We start from the raw sequence: 15,863 nt of genomic DNA, 5'->3' as shown, positions 1-15,863 counted from the left end.
AGATAAACTCGTACTACATGTTCTCTCTAACTCGTACTATAAATGAATATATACAAATAATTTTGTATACAAAATAGGAAAAGAAGTATTTAATATTCTAACAGCAACATTAACTTCCATAAATTCTGTGAAAAATCATGAAAACATAGCACAATCAGTTGATATTCTTGCAATAAACAACGAACCATTACCAATATCACATTCTAATCAAGCAGAACCATCAACAAGTAATATTATTTAACTCTTGGATGTTTATCAAATAAATTTTAATATTAAAAGAGAAACAGATTTATCTGTTTCTCTTTTATACTATTTTCTTATTAAACAAAAGTAATTAATACCATTGGCGCATTATCACCAGTTCTGTTGTCTACTTTAATTAACTTTGTATACCCACCATTACGGTCTTTGTATCGATCAGCAATGTTAGTAAATAATGTTGGAATAACACCATCTTTTTCATGCTCTTTAGTTACAATTTTACGTAATTTAGCAATTGCTTGACGTCGTGAGTGTAAGTCACCACGTTTAGCTAAAGTAACTAATGGTTCAACAAAACTTTGTAATCTCTTAGCTCTTGTTTGCGTTAAGATTAATTTTCCGTGAACAATTAATTCACTAGCTAGGTTACGCATTTCTGCATCAACTTTAGCACTATCTCTTCCTGTATCATTAATATATGACATATTATTTGTTCCTCCTTTTTAGTTCTTATTAGAAAATTCTAAGTTATTTCTTGCTACACAGTCTTCAATTTCTTTAACAGATTTTGAACCTAAATGTTTAATTAACTTAATTTCTTCTAAACTTTTCTTGGCAATATCACCTAAAGTTTTAAATCCATCACGTTTTAAACAGTTGTATGAACGAACTGTTAAGTTCAATTCTTCTAATGCTAAATTTAAACTATCATTTTCTTTTTCATTAATAATTGAAATAACTTCAAAGTTTTTAACATTATCATCTAAATTAATAAAGAATTCAATATGACTCATTAAGATTTTAGCTGCCATAGCAATGGCTGAGGCTGCTTTAATTGAACCATTAGTTTGGACACCAATTGTTAACTTTTCATACTCAACATCTTTAATAGTTTTAGTAACTGGTTCTACTTTGTAGTCAACTTTTGAAACTGGTGAGTAGTCAGCATCAATAGCGATAATTCCTGAACTGTTAGCAATTTCTTTTTTATTGTTTTCAAAAGATGAATAACCACGAGATTTCTTAACGAATAACTCCATATCGAATACTACGTTTCTTGAAGTTGTTCTGGCAATTACTAAGTCTGGATTTACTACTCGTACTTCAGTTGGGCAAATAATATCACCAGCAGTAATTTCTTGTTCACCTGTTACATTAATTTTTAAGTTAGTAATTTTTTCTTCTTTTTGGATCTCCCCATCAAAAGCTAAAACTAAGTCTTTAACATTTAAAATTATTTCTGAAACATTTTCGATTACGCCTTTAACAGCAGTAAATTCATGCGATACACCAGCAATTTTAATAGCGTAAACAGAAATCCCTGGCACAGAAGACAGTAATGTTCTTCTTAAAGCGTTAGCTAAGGTTGTTCCATAACCACGTTCTAATTGATTAACAACGAACTCAGTGTAATGAGTAGTGCTGTTTTCACTATTTAAACTAAATTTTGGTTTTAAAAATTGTTGTTCCATATTTTATTTTCACCTGCTTTATTTTCTTGGTTTTTTTGGTGGACGACAACCATTATGCGGGATTGGTGTCACATCATTTAGATCTTTCATTTCAAATCCTAGTGCTTGTAAACTACGGATTGCTGGTTCTCTTCCAGGTCCTGTTCCATTTACATAAACACTTAAAATTTTGGCTCCGTGTTCGATAGCTGTTTTACCAGCAGCTTCAGCTGCTAGTTGGGCTGAGTGCGGCGTTGATTTACGAGTTCCTTTGAATCCAACTGCTCCAGCACTAGATCAAGCAATTACGTTACCATTAAGATCTGTGATAGTAACAATTGTATTATTGAAACTGGCTTTGATAAATACTTTTCCTTTGAAAAAATTAGGATTAGCTTTGATTTTTTTCTTAACTGTTGTTTTTATGTTCATTATTTCTATCCTCCTAATTAGCTTGCTTTTTTCTTGTTAGCAACCGTTTTACGTGGTCCCTTGCAAGTTCTAGCATTAGTTTTAGTTGATTGTCCACGTAATGGTAATCCTTTACGATGACGAATTCCACGGTAACATCCGATTTCCATTAATCTTTTAATGTTTAATGAAACTTCACGTCTTAATTCACCCTCAGTTTTACATTTTTTCTCGATTAATTTACTAATAGCAGTTACTTCGTTTTCACTTAGTTCGTTAACTTTTTTACTCTCAGCAATTTTTAGTTCTTTTAAAATTGAAGAAGATTTGCTACGTCCAATTCCATAGATTCTTGTTAAACCAATAACAGTGTGTTGGTTTCCAGGAATATTTACTTGGGCAATTCTTCGACTAGCGTTGTTCGTATTTGTTGTCATATTTTATTTTTCCTCCTATTTATCCTTGACGTTGTTTGTGTTTAGGGTTTTCGCAAATGATTACGTTACGTCCTTTGCGTTTAATTGGTTGACATTTGTCACAAATTTTTTTAACTGATGCTTGTACTTTCATCATTTTTCTCCGATCAGAATATTAATTTTCTTCGTTTTCTTCTTTTTTATGAGTTACAGGTGGAATACGATAACGGAAAGTTATCCGTCCTTTACTTAAGTCATATGTTGATAGTTCAACTTTAACATGATCATTTTTAATAATTTTAATGTGATTGATTTGCAACTTACCGCCTAGTGTTGCTGTAATTAATTCATCACTATCAAAGTCTTTTAGTTTAATTTTAAAAGTAGCATTTGGTAGTACTTCTTTTACGATCGCTTCACACTCAATAGTATTTTCACTAGGTTTTTTTTCTTTTAGAAATTTCGGTTTTGCTTGTTGTTTTGGTTTTGCCATTACTTACAACACCTCATTAGTTTCTTGATTGTTATCTAAAATTGTTAGTACTTCACAACCATCATCTGTTATTAAGATAGTGTGTTCAAAGTGGGCAGTTTGCAGATAATCAGCAGCAACTACCGTTCACTTATCGTCTAACATAATCACTTTATCTGTTGTCATTTGAACCATGGGTTCAATACAGATGGTCATATTTTTTTGTAATTTAATGCCTCTGTCAGGTTTGCCGACATTAGGAATTGCTGGGTCTTCGTGAAGTGATTTACCAATACCATGTCCAGTATACGATGTTGGTAAACAAAAGCCTTGGCTTTCTACATAAGTTTGAATGGTGTTACTAATATCACCAATTCGTACTCCAGGTCTAATAATTGCGATTGCTTTATTGAGCGACTCACGTGTCACATCAATAATTTTTTGTTGTTCTGCAGTTGGTGAACCAACGCACACAGTAAACGCAGCATCGCCATGATATCCATTAATACTAGCACCAGCATCAATTTTAACAAGATCATTTTGTTTAAATGGTTTATCATTGGGAATACCGTGAATTAGTTGCTCATTAACTGAAACACAAATTGTGGCTGGAAATCCATGATAATTTAAGAATGATGGTTTAGCATTATGTTCTTTAATAATTCCTGAGGCAACTTTATCGAGGTCTTTACCTGTTGTTCCAACTTTAATTATTTTTTTTAATTCGTGATGAATTAATGCTACTACTTTACTAGCTGCTCTAATATTTTGAATTTCTTTTTCACTTTTAATGCTAACCATTGTCATTCTCCAATAAATATTGTTCAATTGTTGCTCTTACTTTATCATTTTCAAGGTTAGCGTCAATAGTTTTTAACAAACCTTGATTTTGGTAATATGTTACTAGTGGCAATGTTTCTTTTTTATAAACTTGCAACCTTGTTTTAATGGTTGCTGCTTTATCATCAGAACGTTGAATTAATGTTTGATTGTCAATATCGCATTTATTATTAATCTTGGGGGGAGAAAATTTAAGATTGTACACACGACCACATTGCAGACAAACTCGTCTTGATGATAAACGGTCAACAACCGTTTGTTCATTAATTGCCAAATATAAAACTAAAATTGGTTTATTAATAGTTAATAATGTTTTATCAAGATAGAATGCTTGGTCAATGGTACGAGGATAACCATCAAGAATGAAATCTGTTGTTTTAATATCTAGTTGCTGCAATCTCGCAGCAACCAATTTATTAGTGATTTCATCAGGAACGTATTGTCCTGCATCCATATATTCTTTGGCTTTAATTCCTAAAGCATTACCATTTTTGATATTGCTCCGGAAGATATCACCAGTTGATAAATGGATTAATCCATATTTTTTTACAATGAAGTCTGATTCAGTACCTTTCCCAGCACCTGGCAAACCTAAAATAATTAAATTCATTTTCTACCCCTAAAGTTTAAGTTCATAAATGCTCTTTGGCATTTTTGTTATCTTTATAATTTAAGAATGAATGTTGGGTAATTCGTCCTTTGATTTGTTTTGTGGTATCAAGCGCCACCCCAACCATAATAATCAAACCTGTTCCTCCTACAGCAAGTGAAGAAGGGAGGTTAGTAAACTTAGAAATTAAGAATGGTGTCACAGCAACGGCAGTTAAGAAGAAGGCACCAACCGTACTTAAACGATTTAACATTCTTTTAATATATACTTCTGTTTCTTTTCCTGGTTTAACACCAGGGATATACGTTCCTGATTTCTGGAAGTTTTTTGCCATTTGTTCGGGATTTATTTGCACTTGGGCATATAAGAATGTAAACATAATAGTCATTATGGCAAAGATAGTAATTCCTGGTCACGACTGTAGCGATAGATAATTCTTAGCAAAGATGGCAAACCCACTTGTTGGGCTTAGAATTTGGGCCACAGTCATGGGAGCAGTAATTAATGCCGAGGAGAAGATGACAGGGATAACTCCTGCCGAGTTAACTTTTAAGGGTAAATAAGAACTCTTATCACCCTTAAGGGTCAACCCACTTCCGGTTTGTTGAATTGGTAGATGTCGTTCTGATTCGCTAAAGAAAACAACGACAAGGATAATTAATAAGAAGGCTGCGAAGTACAAGGCGAATTTTAATGCATCTTGGAAGACAACACCATTATTAGTATCTGGTCCAACTCAATATTTAAATGTTGACGCTAAATTAAATGGTAAGTTAGCAGCAATTCCACCAAAAATAATTAATGAAATGCCGTTACCAATACCACGATTAGTAATCTGATCGGCCATTCACAATGACAACATGGTTCCAGCTAATAAAATAGCGGGAATTAATACGTAATAAAATGTGGCAGGTCCAGCAGCGCTAGATCCATCGCTTCAATCAACGGAAATAATGTGCTGTGATTGTAAACCTAAAATAGTAGCAAACCCTTGCATAATTGCAAATGGGACTGTCAATACTCGGTTCATTAATTCTAATTTTTTCTTACCTTTTTCTCCTGATTTCGCTCATCTCGTTAAAGTTGGTACAACATCAGTTGATAATAACTGCACAATAATAGAGGCAGTAATGTAAGGCGAGACACCAAGTGCGAAGATTGAGAATCTACTAATGGCACCTCCACCTAACATTGAAATTAAATTAAAGAATTCTATTCCACTACTATTACTATTGTTTAAATCCTGGTTTAGAGTCACTCCCGGAACGGTTATAAATGCTCCAACACGAAAGATGAATAAAATAAAAATGGTAAATAAAATTCTAATAATAACTTCTTTATACTTTTTTATTAATTCACGAGTTGTTGTGAACACTTAGATCACCTCAGCTTTTCCTCCGGCTTGTTCAATAGCAGCAACAGCTGCTATTGAAAATTTATGTGCTTTAATAGTTTTGACACTTGTTAATTCACCTTTAGCAAGTACTTTAATACCATCTTTTTTATTTCTAATTAATCTTAATTCGAATAAAACTTCAGGTGTAATATCAATCGCTTCTATTAGGTTAATTTGTTCTAAGTTAACAATACTATAGTTAGTTGTTGTAAAGTTAGTAAATCCACGTTTTGAAACACGACGGTATAAAGGTGTTTGTCCACCTTCAAATCCAGGTCTTGTTCCACCACCGGTACGAGCGTTTTGTCCTTTAGTTCCTTTTCCAGCAGTTTTACCTTTTCCAGAAGAAGTTCCACGTCCAAGACGTTTGATGTCTTTTCGTGAACCAGTGGTTGGTTTTAAGTTATGTAATGTTGTTTCCATAGTTCACCTCTAACCGTTAGTGCGCTTAGCAATAGTGGTTTTTTTATCGTTATTTTTGGCAAAATATGCTGCTGGTTTAACAGCAGCAAGACCATCAATAGTAGCTCTTGCTAAGTTAATTTTATTCTTTGAGCGAAATGCTTTTGAATAAATGTTATGAATGCCAGCTAATTCTAAAATATCACGGGCAGCACCACCAGCCTTAATTCCAATACCTTCTTTGGCAGGTTTTAGTAGAATCTGACTTCCACAGTATTTTCCTGTTATTTCATGGACAATAGAATTGTTATTAGCAGTGATGGTAATAGTTGTTAAGTTTTTGTGGGCAGCTTCAATGGCTTTTTTAATAGCATCAGGAACTTCATTGGCTTTAGCTATTCCTAAACCAACAACACCTTTACCATTACCAATGGCAACTGTTGCTGAGAAACGTAGTCTTCTGCCACCGGTAGTAACTTTATTAATTTTTCTGATTCAGATAACTTTTTCAGTAAATTCACTAACCGGTTTTGGTTTTCTTTCAAAACTTTTACGAGGACCACGCTCTTTGTTGTTGCCGCGATTATTTCTATTTGGTTGTGATGAATCGTTTCTTTTGAATTTGTTATCAGTCGCTGTTTTTGGTACTGTTTTAACTTCAGAGTTTACTGTATCATCTTTTTTAGTTGTTGTTTTATTGTCTAGACTCATACTTTAGTTCTCCTTCATTAGAATTCTAATCCAGCACTACGTGCTGCATCAGCGATTGCTTTCACTTTACCATGGTATAAATATCCACCACGATCAAAAACTACTTTTTTAATTTTTTTCTTGATTACTAATGTGGCAATGGTTTCGCCAAGTTTAGTGGCAGCTGCCATATTGCTTTTTGATTCTAAATCTTTAAAAGTTAATGTTGATACTCCAATAATTGTGTTAGCAGCAGTATCGTCAATAATTTGAGCATAAAAACTATTATTAGATTTAAAAATATTTAAACGTGGTCTTTCGCTTGTACCTTTGATTTTAGCACGGATACGAAATTGACGAGTTTGACGTTTGTCTGATTTATTTTTAGTCATTTTTGTTTCTCCTTAAGTGCAAGTATTAGGTTATTTACCCTTACCAGCAGCTTTTCCTTCCTTACGACGAATGTGTTCGGTTTTATACTTAATTCCTTTACCTTTGTAAGGTTCAGGAGTACGGTATGCACGAATTTGAGCTGCAACTTCACCAACTAGTTGTTTATCAATTCCACTAACTTGTAGGATAGTTGGTTTAGGAGCTACGATTGTAATTCCTAATGGAATTTCGAATTTAACGGGGTGAGAGAAACCTAAGTTTAAGTTCAGAACATTGTCTTGAACGGCAGCACGGTATCCAACACCATTAATTTCTAATTCTTTCATGAAACCTTTTGATACTCCAATTAACATGCCATTAATTAGTGAGTTAGTTGTTCCATGAAGTTGCTTGTTATGTTTTTTATCATCAGGTCTTACTGTAGTGATGACGTTCTTATCTTGATCAAAGTTAATATTAATATTTTTTGGTAAAGTTTTCTTTAAAGAACCTTTTGGTCCTGTAATAGTTAGAAAATTGTTTGTATCAAGAATGATAGAAGTATTTTCCGGAATTGTAAGAACGCGGTTACCGATACGTGACATATTGAGTTACTCCTTATCATACATAAGCAATTACTTCGCCACCAAGGCCAAGTTTTTTTGCTTGTTTATTTGTCATAAGACCTTTTGATGTGGAAATGATTGCGATTCCGTAACCATTTAAAACAGTAGGAAGTTCTTTATGTTTTGTATACATTCTTAATCCTGGTTTCGAAATTCTTTTTAATCCAAGGATTGAACTTTTACCAGTATGTACTAGTAACATTTCTAATTTAGGTTTTTTTAATGCTTCTTCAGTGATACGATATTTTTCAATGTAACCATTTTTCATTAAGATTTCAGCAATTTTAACTAATTCTTTTGATGAAGGTACACTAACTACTCTGTGTTTACTACTATCTGGGGCAGTAATAGCGTTACGAATAACGGTAAGCATATTACTTATTGGATCTGTCATCATAATTATATACCTCCTATCATGATGCTTTTCTAATACCAGGGATTTGTCCTTGGTATGCTAAACCACGAAAGCAAATACGGCATAACATAAACTTACGAATAACCGCATGAGGACGGCCACATTTTTGACAACGTGTGTATGCTTGTGTACTAAACTTTGGTTTACGGGCTTGTCTTATTTTTAATGAAGTCTTTGCCATCTGTTATCCCTCCTGCTTTCCTGATTTTTTAAATGGTAATCCCATTTTTTTCAATAACATAAATGCTGTTGAATTATCAGGGGTTGTTGTAACGATTGTTATTTCCATACCGCGAACTTTATCTACTTCTTCGTAGTTAATTTCTGGGAAAATGATTTGTTCTTTAATTCCAACAGTATAGTTACCATTTTGGTCAAAAGCTTTTGCTGATAAACCTTGGAAGTCACGAATTCTTGGTAAAGAAATTGCGATAAATTTGTCAAGGAATTCATACATTTTTTGTCCTCGTAATGTAACTTTACATCCGATTGGCATTCCTGCTCTTAACTTCAAACCAGCAATTGATTTTTTGGCTTTAGTAACTACTGGTTTTTGACCAGTAATTTTTGCTAATTCTGCTACTGCTTTATCAATGGCTTTGGGATTGGCACTTGCATCTCCCACACCAATGTTAATAACAATTTTTTCAATTTTAGGTACTTGCATGATTGATTTAAAATTTAGTTCTTTTTGCAGTTGCGGAATAATAGTTTTATTGTATTTTTCTTGTAAACGATTCATTTTTATTCTGTTACTCCTTTATTAGCGTAGTTCTGCATTAGAACGTCGTGATACACGAATTTTTTTATCATCTTTAATGATGTACCCAATTTTAGTTGTTTTTTTATCTTTTGCTTTTCCTTCAATAATCATGACGTTTGAAATGTGAATGCTAGCCTTAACTTCCATAATTCCACCTTCTTGATCATTTTGGGTTGGCTTTTTATTTTTCTTAGACATAATTCCTTCAATAATAACGCGGTTAGTTTCACGAAGTACTTGCATAATAGGACCAGTATGACCTTTATGTTTTCCAGCAATAATTTTAACTTGGTCGCCTTTTTTTAATTTAGTATCAAGACTAATAACTGGTTTCTTTTTGCTTGCCATTTACTCAATCCTCCTAAACAATTTCTTCTGCTAAAGAAGCAATTTTGTTATAACCACGATCTTTAACTTCACGAGCTAAGACACCAAATACTCTCGTACCACGTGGTGTTTTATCTTCTTTAATAATGACAACGGCGTTATCATCAAACTTTACAACTGAACCATCATCACGTTTCACACCGAATTTACTACGCACAACAACTGCTTTAATAACTTGCCCTTTTTTGATAGCACTATTTGGTGTTACTGATTTTGCAGAACATACTACAATATCACCAATCTTAGCGAATTTTTTGGTACTTCCACCCATTACTCTAATTACCATAACTTCTTTAATGCCAGTGTTGTCAGCCACATTGGCTCACGATAGATTTTGTAACATATCTTTTGTCTTCCTGGTTTAATTAAGCTTTTTTAACGATTGTTTTAGAATCAATGATTTTTAACAAACGGAAACGTTTTAGAGCTGATAAGGGACGAGATGAAATAATTTCAACTTTATCACCGATTTGGGCTTGGTTATTTTCATCATGGGCATGATATTTTTTAGTTGATTTAAAACTTTTACCATACATTGGGTGACGTTTTGAAGTTTCAACGACAACAGTGATAGTTTTATCACTTTTGTTTGAACTTACGATTCCGATGAAGGTTTTACGTTGTTTATTTGGAACAATATTTGTCATTATGCTTTGTCCTCCTGTGGTTTAGTAGTTTTTTTAGATGATGATGTTTTAGATGCTGATTTAGGTGCTGTAGTTTTTGGTTTTACTGTCTTTTTGTTAGTAGCAACTTTTTTAACAGCAGGTTTTGCTTTAGTTACTTCTTTTGTTTCTACATTTTCAACAGTTTCTGTTGAATTAGTATCTTGTGCTTTGGTTGCTTTTTTTTCAACTTTAGCAGTTTTTTTTGTTTTTTTAATTTCTTTTTTGTCTTCTACTAAAACCATTTTGTTAATATTTAATGGTTTTATTGTTTCGCCATTTAGAGATCTTAAACTTAATTCAGTTTTAATACGTGCAATGTCCTTACGAAGATTATTAATCATGTGAGGTGCTTCTAGTTTACCTAACGCTTTTTGAATACGTAAAGCAAACAATTGTACACGAAGTGTTTCTTCGTCTTGTTGTAATTCTAAAGTTGGCTTTTTTTTAATTACTTGCATTTCCATTTGCTTCACCCAATTCTGTTGTTAATTGATTAACAGGATTTATTTCTTGCGTTACTTCTCTAGTAACAATTTTACATTTAATTGGCAACTTATGCATTGCTAAGCGTAGTGCTTCGCGCGCAGTTGCTTCATTTGGATATGATACTTCAAACATTACTGTACCTTTTTTTACAACGGCAACTCAATGGTCGATTGAACCTTTTCCAGAACCCATACGTACTTCTGCTGGTTTACGTGTAATTGGCAATTGGGGAAAAATTCTAATTCAAACTTTTCCACCACGTTTCATATAACGTGTCATCGCAATTCTGGCTGCTTCGATTTGTCTTTCTGTAATGTAAGAACCATCTTCAGCACGTAATCCATAAGTTCCAAAAGCAACGGTTTTACATCCTTTTGCTGTTCCTTCGTAACTTAGACGGTGAACGCAAGAGTGTTTATATCTTTTAGGAATAGCCATTTCTTACCTTACCTCCTTAGTTGCTTGGGGACGTTTGTTAGTAGTGTTTGAGCGATTGTTATCGTTTGAACGGTTAATATTTGGACGTCTGTTGTTATTTGGTCTTTGGTTGTATTTTGAAAGAATTTCTGGTTGTGTTGTATCTTTTCCAGTAAGAATTTCACCTTTATATACTCAAACTTTAATTCCAATTTGACCGAAAGTTGTTTTAGCAGTAGCAGTAGCATAGTCAATATTACTACGTAATGTTGCTAGTGGGACACTGCTTTCTGAATAACCTTCTTCACGAGCCATATCAGCTTCGCCAAGTCTTCCTGAAACACGAGTTTTGATTCCTTTTGCTCCAGCACGAAGTGCTTTACGAATTGCTAATTTTTGAGTTGTACGGTGTGACATACGAGCACCAATTTGTTGTGCTAATGTATTAGCAATAATTTGTGCATCGATATCGGGGTTTTTAATTTCCATAACATTGATTCTAATACCAATTTTACGGTTTTTAATTGTTTTACGAACAAGTGTTGTTAAGACTTCAATGTTTGCTCCGCCTTGCCCTAAGACTGAACCAACACGAACACAGTGGATAAATAAGATAATTTGTGATTTAGTTCTTTCAATTTCAATTTTAGAAACTCCTGAAGTTGTTAAGTGAGCAAATAATGCTCCTCTAATCTTGTGGTCTTCTAAAATTCATTTTGCTAAATCTTCATCATTAGTTGCATATCAACGTGATTGTCAATCTTTGTTAATACCATATCTTAATCCGTTTGGACTAACTTTGTGACCCATATTGCTTATTTACCTCCTAATTGTCGCTAACCACAATAGTGATTTTGCTTGTTCTTTTTAAGATTTGAAATGCTCTACCATGAGCACGGGGCATAAATCTCTTCATAGTCGGACCTTCATTAACAAAGATTTCTTTAATTCTTAGTCTATCGGCTTCCATTCCATGATTGTTTGCGGCGTTTGCCACAGCTGAGTTGATTAGTTTAGTAATTGGTTTTGCTGAGCGTTTTTGTTCGTGAGCTAGAATTACTAGAGCTTTAGCAACAGCGTTACCACGAACTAAATCAGCTACTAAACGCACTTTTCTGGGACTAATGCGTAATTTGTCTAAATGAGCTTTTGCTTCCATAAGTTCTATCTCCTAACGTTTTTCTTGTCAGAACCGTGACCACCAAATTTACGTGTGGGTGCGAATTCTCCTAATTTATGACCAACCATATCTTCTGTTACATAGACTGGTAAGTGAGTTTTTCCATTGTGTACTCCGAAGGTTTGGCCAACAAATTCAGGGAAAATTGTTGATCTACGAGATCATGTTGTAATAATTTTTTTTGATTTATTTTTATTTTGGACTTCCACTTTTTTCAATAGATGACTATCTGCAAAGGGTCCTTTTTTTAAAGATCTTGCCATATTTTATTTCCCTCCTACTTTGTTGCATTTCGTCTTCGGACGATTAATTTGTTTGATGCTTTTTTAGTATCACGAGTTTTTAATCCTAATGCTTTTTTACCTCATGGTGTGACAGGGGCTTTTCTTCCGATTGGAGCTTTACCTTCTCCTCCTCCATGTGGGTGGTCGTTAGGGTTCATAACACTACCACGAACAGTTGGTCTGATACCTTTTCAACGGTTTCTTCCAGCTTTACCAATATTAACTAAGTTAAAGTCTTCATTACCAACAACACCAATGGTTGCACGACAGTTGCTTAATACTTTTCTAACTTCACCTGAGCTAAGTTTTAATAAAGTATATTTAGCACTTTCATCACGACCAAGGATTTGAACGCTTCCACCAGCACTACGTGCCATTTGTCCACCTTTTCCTGGTTTTAATTCCACGTTGTGAACAACTGTTCCTTGTGGAATTTGTGATAATGGTAGACAGTTCCCAACAATGATATCGATTTTAACAACATCACTGTTTTCACCGCTTAATAATTTGTCGCCTACCTTAATTCCTTTTGGAGCTAAGATGTAACGTTTTTCACCATCAAGGTAAAAAATTAAACAAATGTTAGCATTACGGTTTGGATCGTACTCAATTGTTTTAACTGTTCCAACAATATTGTCTTTATTACGTTTAAAGTCAATAATACGGTATTTACGTTTGTGGCCATTACCTTGGTGTCTTGTTGTAATTTTACCTTGGTTATTTCTACCACCTTGTTTAACTAAATTTACCAATAATGATTTTTCAGGACTATTATCAATAGTTAAGTTTTTTTTGTAATCAAGTATTGTCATATTACGTTGACCTGGGGTAATGGGATTAATTTTTCTAATTGCCATAATATATTTCTCCTTCCAAGCTCATTATTGTTCTTCAGAACTAAACAGACTTAGTTGTTCACCAGGAGCTAATTTAATCAGAGCTTTTTTAACTGCTTGCGTTTTTCCAACGAATCGTCCAACAGTTTTTGTTTTTGGTTTACTATTAATAATATTAACGGAAGAGACTTTAACTTCAAAAATTTGTTCGAAAGCTTTTTTAATGTGACTTTTATTAGCCTTACGGTTAACAGTGAAAGTGTATGTGCCTTCAGCCATTTGTTTGTAAGTTTTTTCAGTTAATATCGGTTGTTTTATAACTTCACTTAAATGCATATTAAATTAAAGCCTCCTCAACGATTTTGATTGCTTCAGTAGTAAATAAAACTTTTTTAGCATTTAGTAAATCGTAAATATTAATGCTTGTAGCAGCAATTGTTGTTGTTCTAGGTAAATTGCGACCTGATTTGATAACTAACTCTTTATTGCTTGTTCCAGTAATAACTAAAGTTTTGTTGTTTGCTAATTCTAAATTTGTTAAAGTTTCTAACATAGTTTTAGTTGATGGTTTTTCAAATTTTAAATCATCAATTACCATCATGTTTGAATTTTGAAACTTAGCAGCTAGCGCTGATTTTAAGGCTAATCTTCTTACTTTTTTTGGTAAACCAATTAAGTAATTACGATCAGGTGTTGGTCCAAAGACAATTCCCCCACCTTTTCATTGTGGTGAACGGATTGATCCTTGACGGGCATTACCTGTACCTTTTTGTTTTCATGGCTTTCTTCCTCCACCAGCAACTTCGGCGCGACTTTTTACAGCGTGTGTTCCTTGACGTTTAGAAGCATTGTAACTTAATAAACTATCAAATTGTGCTTGCTTGTGTGGTTCAATTCCTCAAATTTTTTCATTTAAAGTTAATTCGCTAACTTTTGTTCCAGCGTTGTTAACAACATTAATTTTCATTTTGCTATCCTCCATAATTAACTTTATTGTCCATCGGCAGGATTAACTGTTGATTCTTGATTTCTAACAACTAATTCTACTGGTGTTTTGGGAACTGATTTTTTAACTGCTTGTTTAATAACAAGGAATCCTAGTTTTGGTCCTGGAACTGAACCTTTAACTAAAATATAATTATTTTCTCTATCCACTTTAATAACTTCTAAGTTGGCAACACTACGTGTAACATTTCCCATTTGCCCTGGCATTGGTTGTGATTTGAACACGCGGTTAGCGTTAATTGATCCTGTAGAACCCATCTGACGGTGTAATCCAGACCCGTGTCCCATTGGACCACGTGATTGGTTATGGCGTTTAATACGTCCTGAAAATCCTTTACCTTTTGAAGTTCCTTGAACATCAACGAATTCACCGGCAGTGAATACGTCGGCAACGCTAATAAGATCTTTATGATTAAATCCGACCATGTTACGAATTTCTCTCACGAAGCGCTTAGGTTGACTATCGGCCTTTTTAAAGTGCCCGATTTCTGGTTGATTTGATAAAGTAACACGAAGGTCAAAAGCTGCAAGTTGTAAACTGTTGTATTTATCTTTTACATCTGTTTTAACTTGACTTACTACGTTTGGTTGTACTTCGATAACTGTTACTGGAACTAGTTGTCCGTTGTTTAAGAAAACTTGTGACATTCCTAGTTTCTTACCTAAGATTCCTTTCATAATTTCCTCCTATGGAATAACGTAAATCTTTTGATTTACGCTTTTTTCTTATTAACTTTTTTGGGTGCTTGGTTTAAAGTTGATTTTTTTTCATCTTTAGATTCGATAATCAAAGAGATACTTACGCTGTTAGGAATTGTGATTCCACTTAGTGCATTTAAAGATTTTGGTGACAATTGGGCACCAATCATTCTTTTGTGAGTTCTCTTCTCAAATTGTTCACGTGAATCTTTATGTTTATGTGGTGAACGAAGAATTGTGAAAATTTCTTTATTAGTTGGTAATGGAACTGGCCCTACTACTGCAGCACCTTCTTTTTTTAACACTTCTTTGATTTTTTGTGCTATTTGGTCAAGTGCTGAGTGATCGTAACTTTCTAAACGAATTTTTACTTTGTCTCCTATGATTGCCATTGGCTATATCCTCCTTAGAACGAATTAATAAAATAAAGAACAAAACATGTGATATAATGACAACTTATATCAGCGTATCAGCATTGATACATAACAACCATGCTTTGTAAGTATAGCATAGTGTAGTAGTGAAGGGAATAGCAAATTAGAAAAAAATAAAAATATTTTTATATAGTAAATTTAAGGTTATTTTCATGAAATAATAAAAATAAACTATCAACTTATAAGGTGGTAGTTTATTTAAATAGTTTTTAATTACTTATACTATTCTTAGTACAAACAGTTGTTGGCTTTTGGTTAGAAAGTTCCTGTTCTAAACTGTTAGATGATTTTATTGATTCTGTATTATTTTTTATTATTGTTGGTTCCTTTTTGCTATATATTCAGTAGATTGTTCAAGAACAAAATTTATAATTTCATTCGGAATTATCGCTTTGGTGGATA

General features: G+C 33.4%; 28 protein-coding genes and 1 pseudogene. All 29 read right to left on the bottom strand.

Going from position 1 to position 15,863, the window contains the following annotated elements:
- Positions 1-320: 320 nt before the first annotated feature.
- Complete coding sequence (rplQ, locus tag AAHM98_RS08135) at positions 321-686, bottom strand: 50S ribosomal protein L17 (RefSeq protein ID WP_342276329.1); 366 nt, start codon at positions 684-686, stop codon at positions 321-323.
- An 18-nt stretch (positions 687-704) separates the two neighbouring features.
- A complete protein-coding gene (locus AAHM98_RS08130; protein ID WP_342276328.1) occupies positions 705-1,673 on the bottom strand; it encodes a DNA-directed RNA polymerase subunit alpha in 969 nt (322 codons plus the stop codon).
- 18 nt (positions 1,674-1,691) lie between these two features.
- Entirely contained in the window at positions 1,692-2,084 is a 393-nt protein-coding gene (gene rpsK / locus AAHM98_RS08125) for a 30S ribosomal protein S11 (protein ID WP_342276327.1), read from the bottom strand.
- Between the two features lie 17 nt (positions 2,085-2,101).
- A complete protein-coding gene (gene rpsM / locus AAHM98_RS08120; protein WP_342276326.1) occupies positions 2,102-2,500 on the bottom strand; it encodes a 30S ribosomal protein S13 in 399 nt (132 codons plus the stop codon).
- A 19-nt stretch (positions 2,501-2,519) separates the two neighbouring features.
- Positions 2,520-2,633 (bottom strand): 50S ribosomal protein L36, encoded by a 114-nt coding sequence (gene rpmJ / locus AAHM98_RS08115; RefSeq protein ID WP_308149523.1) that lies wholly within the window; start codon positions 2,631-2,633, stop codon positions 2,520-2,522.
- Between the two features lie 21 nt (positions 2,634-2,654).
- Positions 2,655-2,972, bottom strand: a complete 318-nt coding sequence (infA, locus tag AAHM98_RS08110; RefSeq protein ID WP_342276325.1) for a translation initiation factor IF-1 — start codon at positions 2,970-2,972, stop codon at positions 2,655-2,657.
- 3 nt (positions 2,973-2,975) lie between these two features.
- Positions 2,976-3,752: a type I methionyl aminopeptidase gene (gene map, locus AAHM98_RS08105; protein ID WP_342276324.1), complete on the bottom strand. Its 777-nt coding sequence runs from the start codon at positions 3,750-3,752 to the stop codon at positions 2,976-2,978.
- Complete coding sequence (locus AAHM98_RS08100) at positions 3,745-4,401, bottom strand: adenylate kinase (protein ID WP_342276323.1); 657 nt, start codon at positions 4,399-4,401, stop codon at positions 3,745-3,747. Before AAHM98_RS08100 ends, map begins: the two co-directional genes overlap by 8 nt.
- Positions 4,402-4,417: 16 nt before the next feature.
- Complete coding sequence (gene secY / locus AAHM98_RS08095) at positions 4,418-5,776, bottom strand: preprotein translocase subunit SecY (protein WP_342276322.1); 1,359 nt, start codon at positions 5,774-5,776, stop codon at positions 4,418-4,420.
- Positions 5,777-6,220 (bottom strand): 50S ribosomal protein L15, encoded by a 444-nt coding sequence (gene rplO, locus AAHM98_RS08090; protein ID WP_342276321.1) that lies wholly within the window; start codon positions 6,218-6,220, stop codon positions 5,777-5,779. It lies immediately after the preceding gene.
- A 9-nt stretch (positions 6,221-6,229) separates the two neighbouring features.
- Positions 6,230-6,910: a 30S ribosomal protein S5 gene (gene rpsE / locus AAHM98_RS08085; RefSeq protein WP_342276320.1), complete on the bottom strand. Its 681-nt coding sequence runs from the start codon at positions 6,908-6,910 to the stop codon at positions 6,230-6,232.
- Positions 6,911-6,927: 17 nt separating this feature from the next.
- Entirely contained in the window at positions 6,928-7,281 is a 354-nt protein-coding gene (gene rplR / locus AAHM98_RS08080) for a 50S ribosomal protein L18 (protein ID WP_342276319.1), read from the bottom strand.
- 30 nt (positions 7,282-7,311) lie between these two features.
- Positions 7,312-7,866 (bottom strand): 50S ribosomal protein L6, encoded by a 555-nt coding sequence (rplF, locus tag AAHM98_RS08075; RefSeq protein WP_342276318.1) that lies wholly within the window; start codon positions 7,864-7,866, stop codon positions 7,312-7,314.
- 13 nt (positions 7,867-7,879) lie between these two features.
- Positions 7,880-8,287: a 30S ribosomal protein S8 gene (gene rpsH, locus AAHM98_RS08070; protein WP_425289613.1), complete on the bottom strand. Its 408-nt coding sequence runs from the start codon at positions 8,285-8,287 to the stop codon at positions 7,880-7,882.
- Positions 8,288-8,297: 10 nt separating this feature from the next.
- Entirely contained in the window at positions 8,298-8,483 is a 186-nt protein-coding gene (locus AAHM98_RS08065) for a type Z 30S ribosomal protein S14 (protein ID WP_308149531.1), read from the bottom strand.
- A gap of 3 nt (positions 8,484-8,486) precedes the next feature.
- Positions 8,487-9,044, bottom strand: a complete 558-nt coding sequence (gene rplE / locus AAHM98_RS08060) for a 50S ribosomal protein L5 (RefSeq protein ID WP_342276316.1) — start codon at positions 9,042-9,044, stop codon at positions 8,487-8,489.
- Positions 9,045-9,065: 21 nt separating this feature from the next.
- Positions 9,066-9,413 (bottom strand): 50S ribosomal protein L24, encoded by a 348-nt coding sequence (rplX, locus tag AAHM98_RS08055; RefSeq protein ID WP_342276315.1) that lies wholly within the window; start codon positions 9,411-9,413, stop codon positions 9,066-9,068.
- 13 nt (positions 9,414-9,426) lie between these two features.
- Complete coding sequence (gene rplN, locus AAHM98_RS08050; protein ID WP_342276314.1) at positions 9,427-9,795, bottom strand: 50S ribosomal protein L14; 369 nt, start codon at positions 9,793-9,795, stop codon at positions 9,427-9,429.
- A 22-nt stretch (positions 9,796-9,817) separates the two neighbouring features.
- Positions 9,818-10,090, bottom strand: coding sequence for a 30S ribosomal protein S17 (gene rpsQ / locus AAHM98_RS08045; protein ID WP_425289612.1), 273 nt, complete (start codon positions 10,088-10,090; stop codon positions 9,818-9,820).
- An 8-nt stretch (positions 10,091-10,098) separates the two neighbouring features.
- Positions 10,099-10,584, bottom strand: coding sequence for a 50S ribosomal protein L29 (rpmC, locus tag AAHM98_RS08040; RefSeq protein ID WP_342276312.1), 486 nt, complete (start codon positions 10,582-10,584; stop codon positions 10,099-10,101).
- A complete protein-coding gene (gene rplP, locus AAHM98_RS08035) occupies positions 10,565-11,044 on the bottom strand; it encodes a 50S ribosomal protein L16 (protein ID WP_342276311.1) in 480 nt (159 codons plus the stop codon). The genes rpmC and rplP overlap by 20 nt, the downstream gene beginning before the upstream one ends.
- A 3-nt stretch (positions 11,045-11,047) precedes the next feature.
- A complete protein-coding gene (gene rpsC, locus AAHM98_RS08030) occupies positions 11,048-11,833 on the bottom strand; it encodes a 30S ribosomal protein S3 (RefSeq protein WP_342276310.1) in 786 nt (261 codons plus the stop codon).
- Positions 11,834-11,849: 16 nt separating this feature from the next.
- Entirely contained in the window at positions 11,850-12,182 is a 333-nt protein-coding gene (rplV, locus tag AAHM98_RS08025) for a 50S ribosomal protein L22 (protein WP_342276309.1), read from the bottom strand.
- Between the two features lie 5 nt (positions 12,183-12,187).
- Positions 12,188-12,466 carry a 30S ribosomal protein S19 gene (rpsS, locus tag AAHM98_RS08020; protein WP_342276308.1) on the bottom strand — a complete coding sequence of 93 codons (279 nt, stop codon included), beginning with the start codon at positions 12,464-12,466 and terminating at the stop codon, positions 12,188-12,190.
- A gap of 14 nt (positions 12,467-12,480) precedes the next feature.
- A complete protein-coding gene (rplB, locus tag AAHM98_RS08015; RefSeq protein ID WP_342276307.1) occupies positions 12,481-13,344 on the bottom strand; it encodes a 50S ribosomal protein L2 in 864 nt (287 codons plus the stop codon).
- A gap of 24 nt (positions 13,345-13,368) precedes the next feature.
- Complete coding sequence (rplW, locus tag AAHM98_RS08010; RefSeq protein ID WP_342276306.1) at positions 13,369-13,659, bottom strand: 50S ribosomal protein L23; 291 nt, start codon at positions 13,657-13,659, stop codon at positions 13,369-13,371.
- A 1-nt stretch (position 13,660) separates the two neighbouring features.
- A complete protein-coding gene (gene rplD, locus AAHM98_RS08005) occupies positions 13,661-14,290 on the bottom strand; it encodes a 50S ribosomal protein L4 (protein ID WP_342276305.1) in 630 nt (209 codons plus the stop codon).
- Between the two features lie 23 nt (positions 14,291-14,313).
- The gene (gene rplC, locus AAHM98_RS08000) at positions 14,314-15,006 is read right to left on the bottom strand and encodes a 50S ribosomal protein L3 (protein ID WP_342276304.1); all 693 of its coding nucleotides are present in this window, start codon (positions 15,004-15,006) and stop codon (positions 14,314-14,316) included.
- A gap of 110 nt (positions 15,007-15,116) precedes the next feature.
- Positions 15,117-15,419: pseudogene (gene rpsJ / locus AAHM98_RS07995) on the bottom strand (30S ribosomal protein S10); the annotation flags it as partial.
- Positions 15,420-15,863 lie beyond the last annotated feature (444 nt).

The organism is Spiroplasma endosymbiont of Nebria brevicollis, assembly GCF_964030895.1.
Lineage (GTDB): Bacteria > Bacillota_I > Bacilli_A > Mycoplasmatales > VBWQ01 > Spiroplasma_E.
Note: the sequence above shows the minus strand (reverse complement) of the source record. Positions and strands in the feature narration are given on the sequence as shown.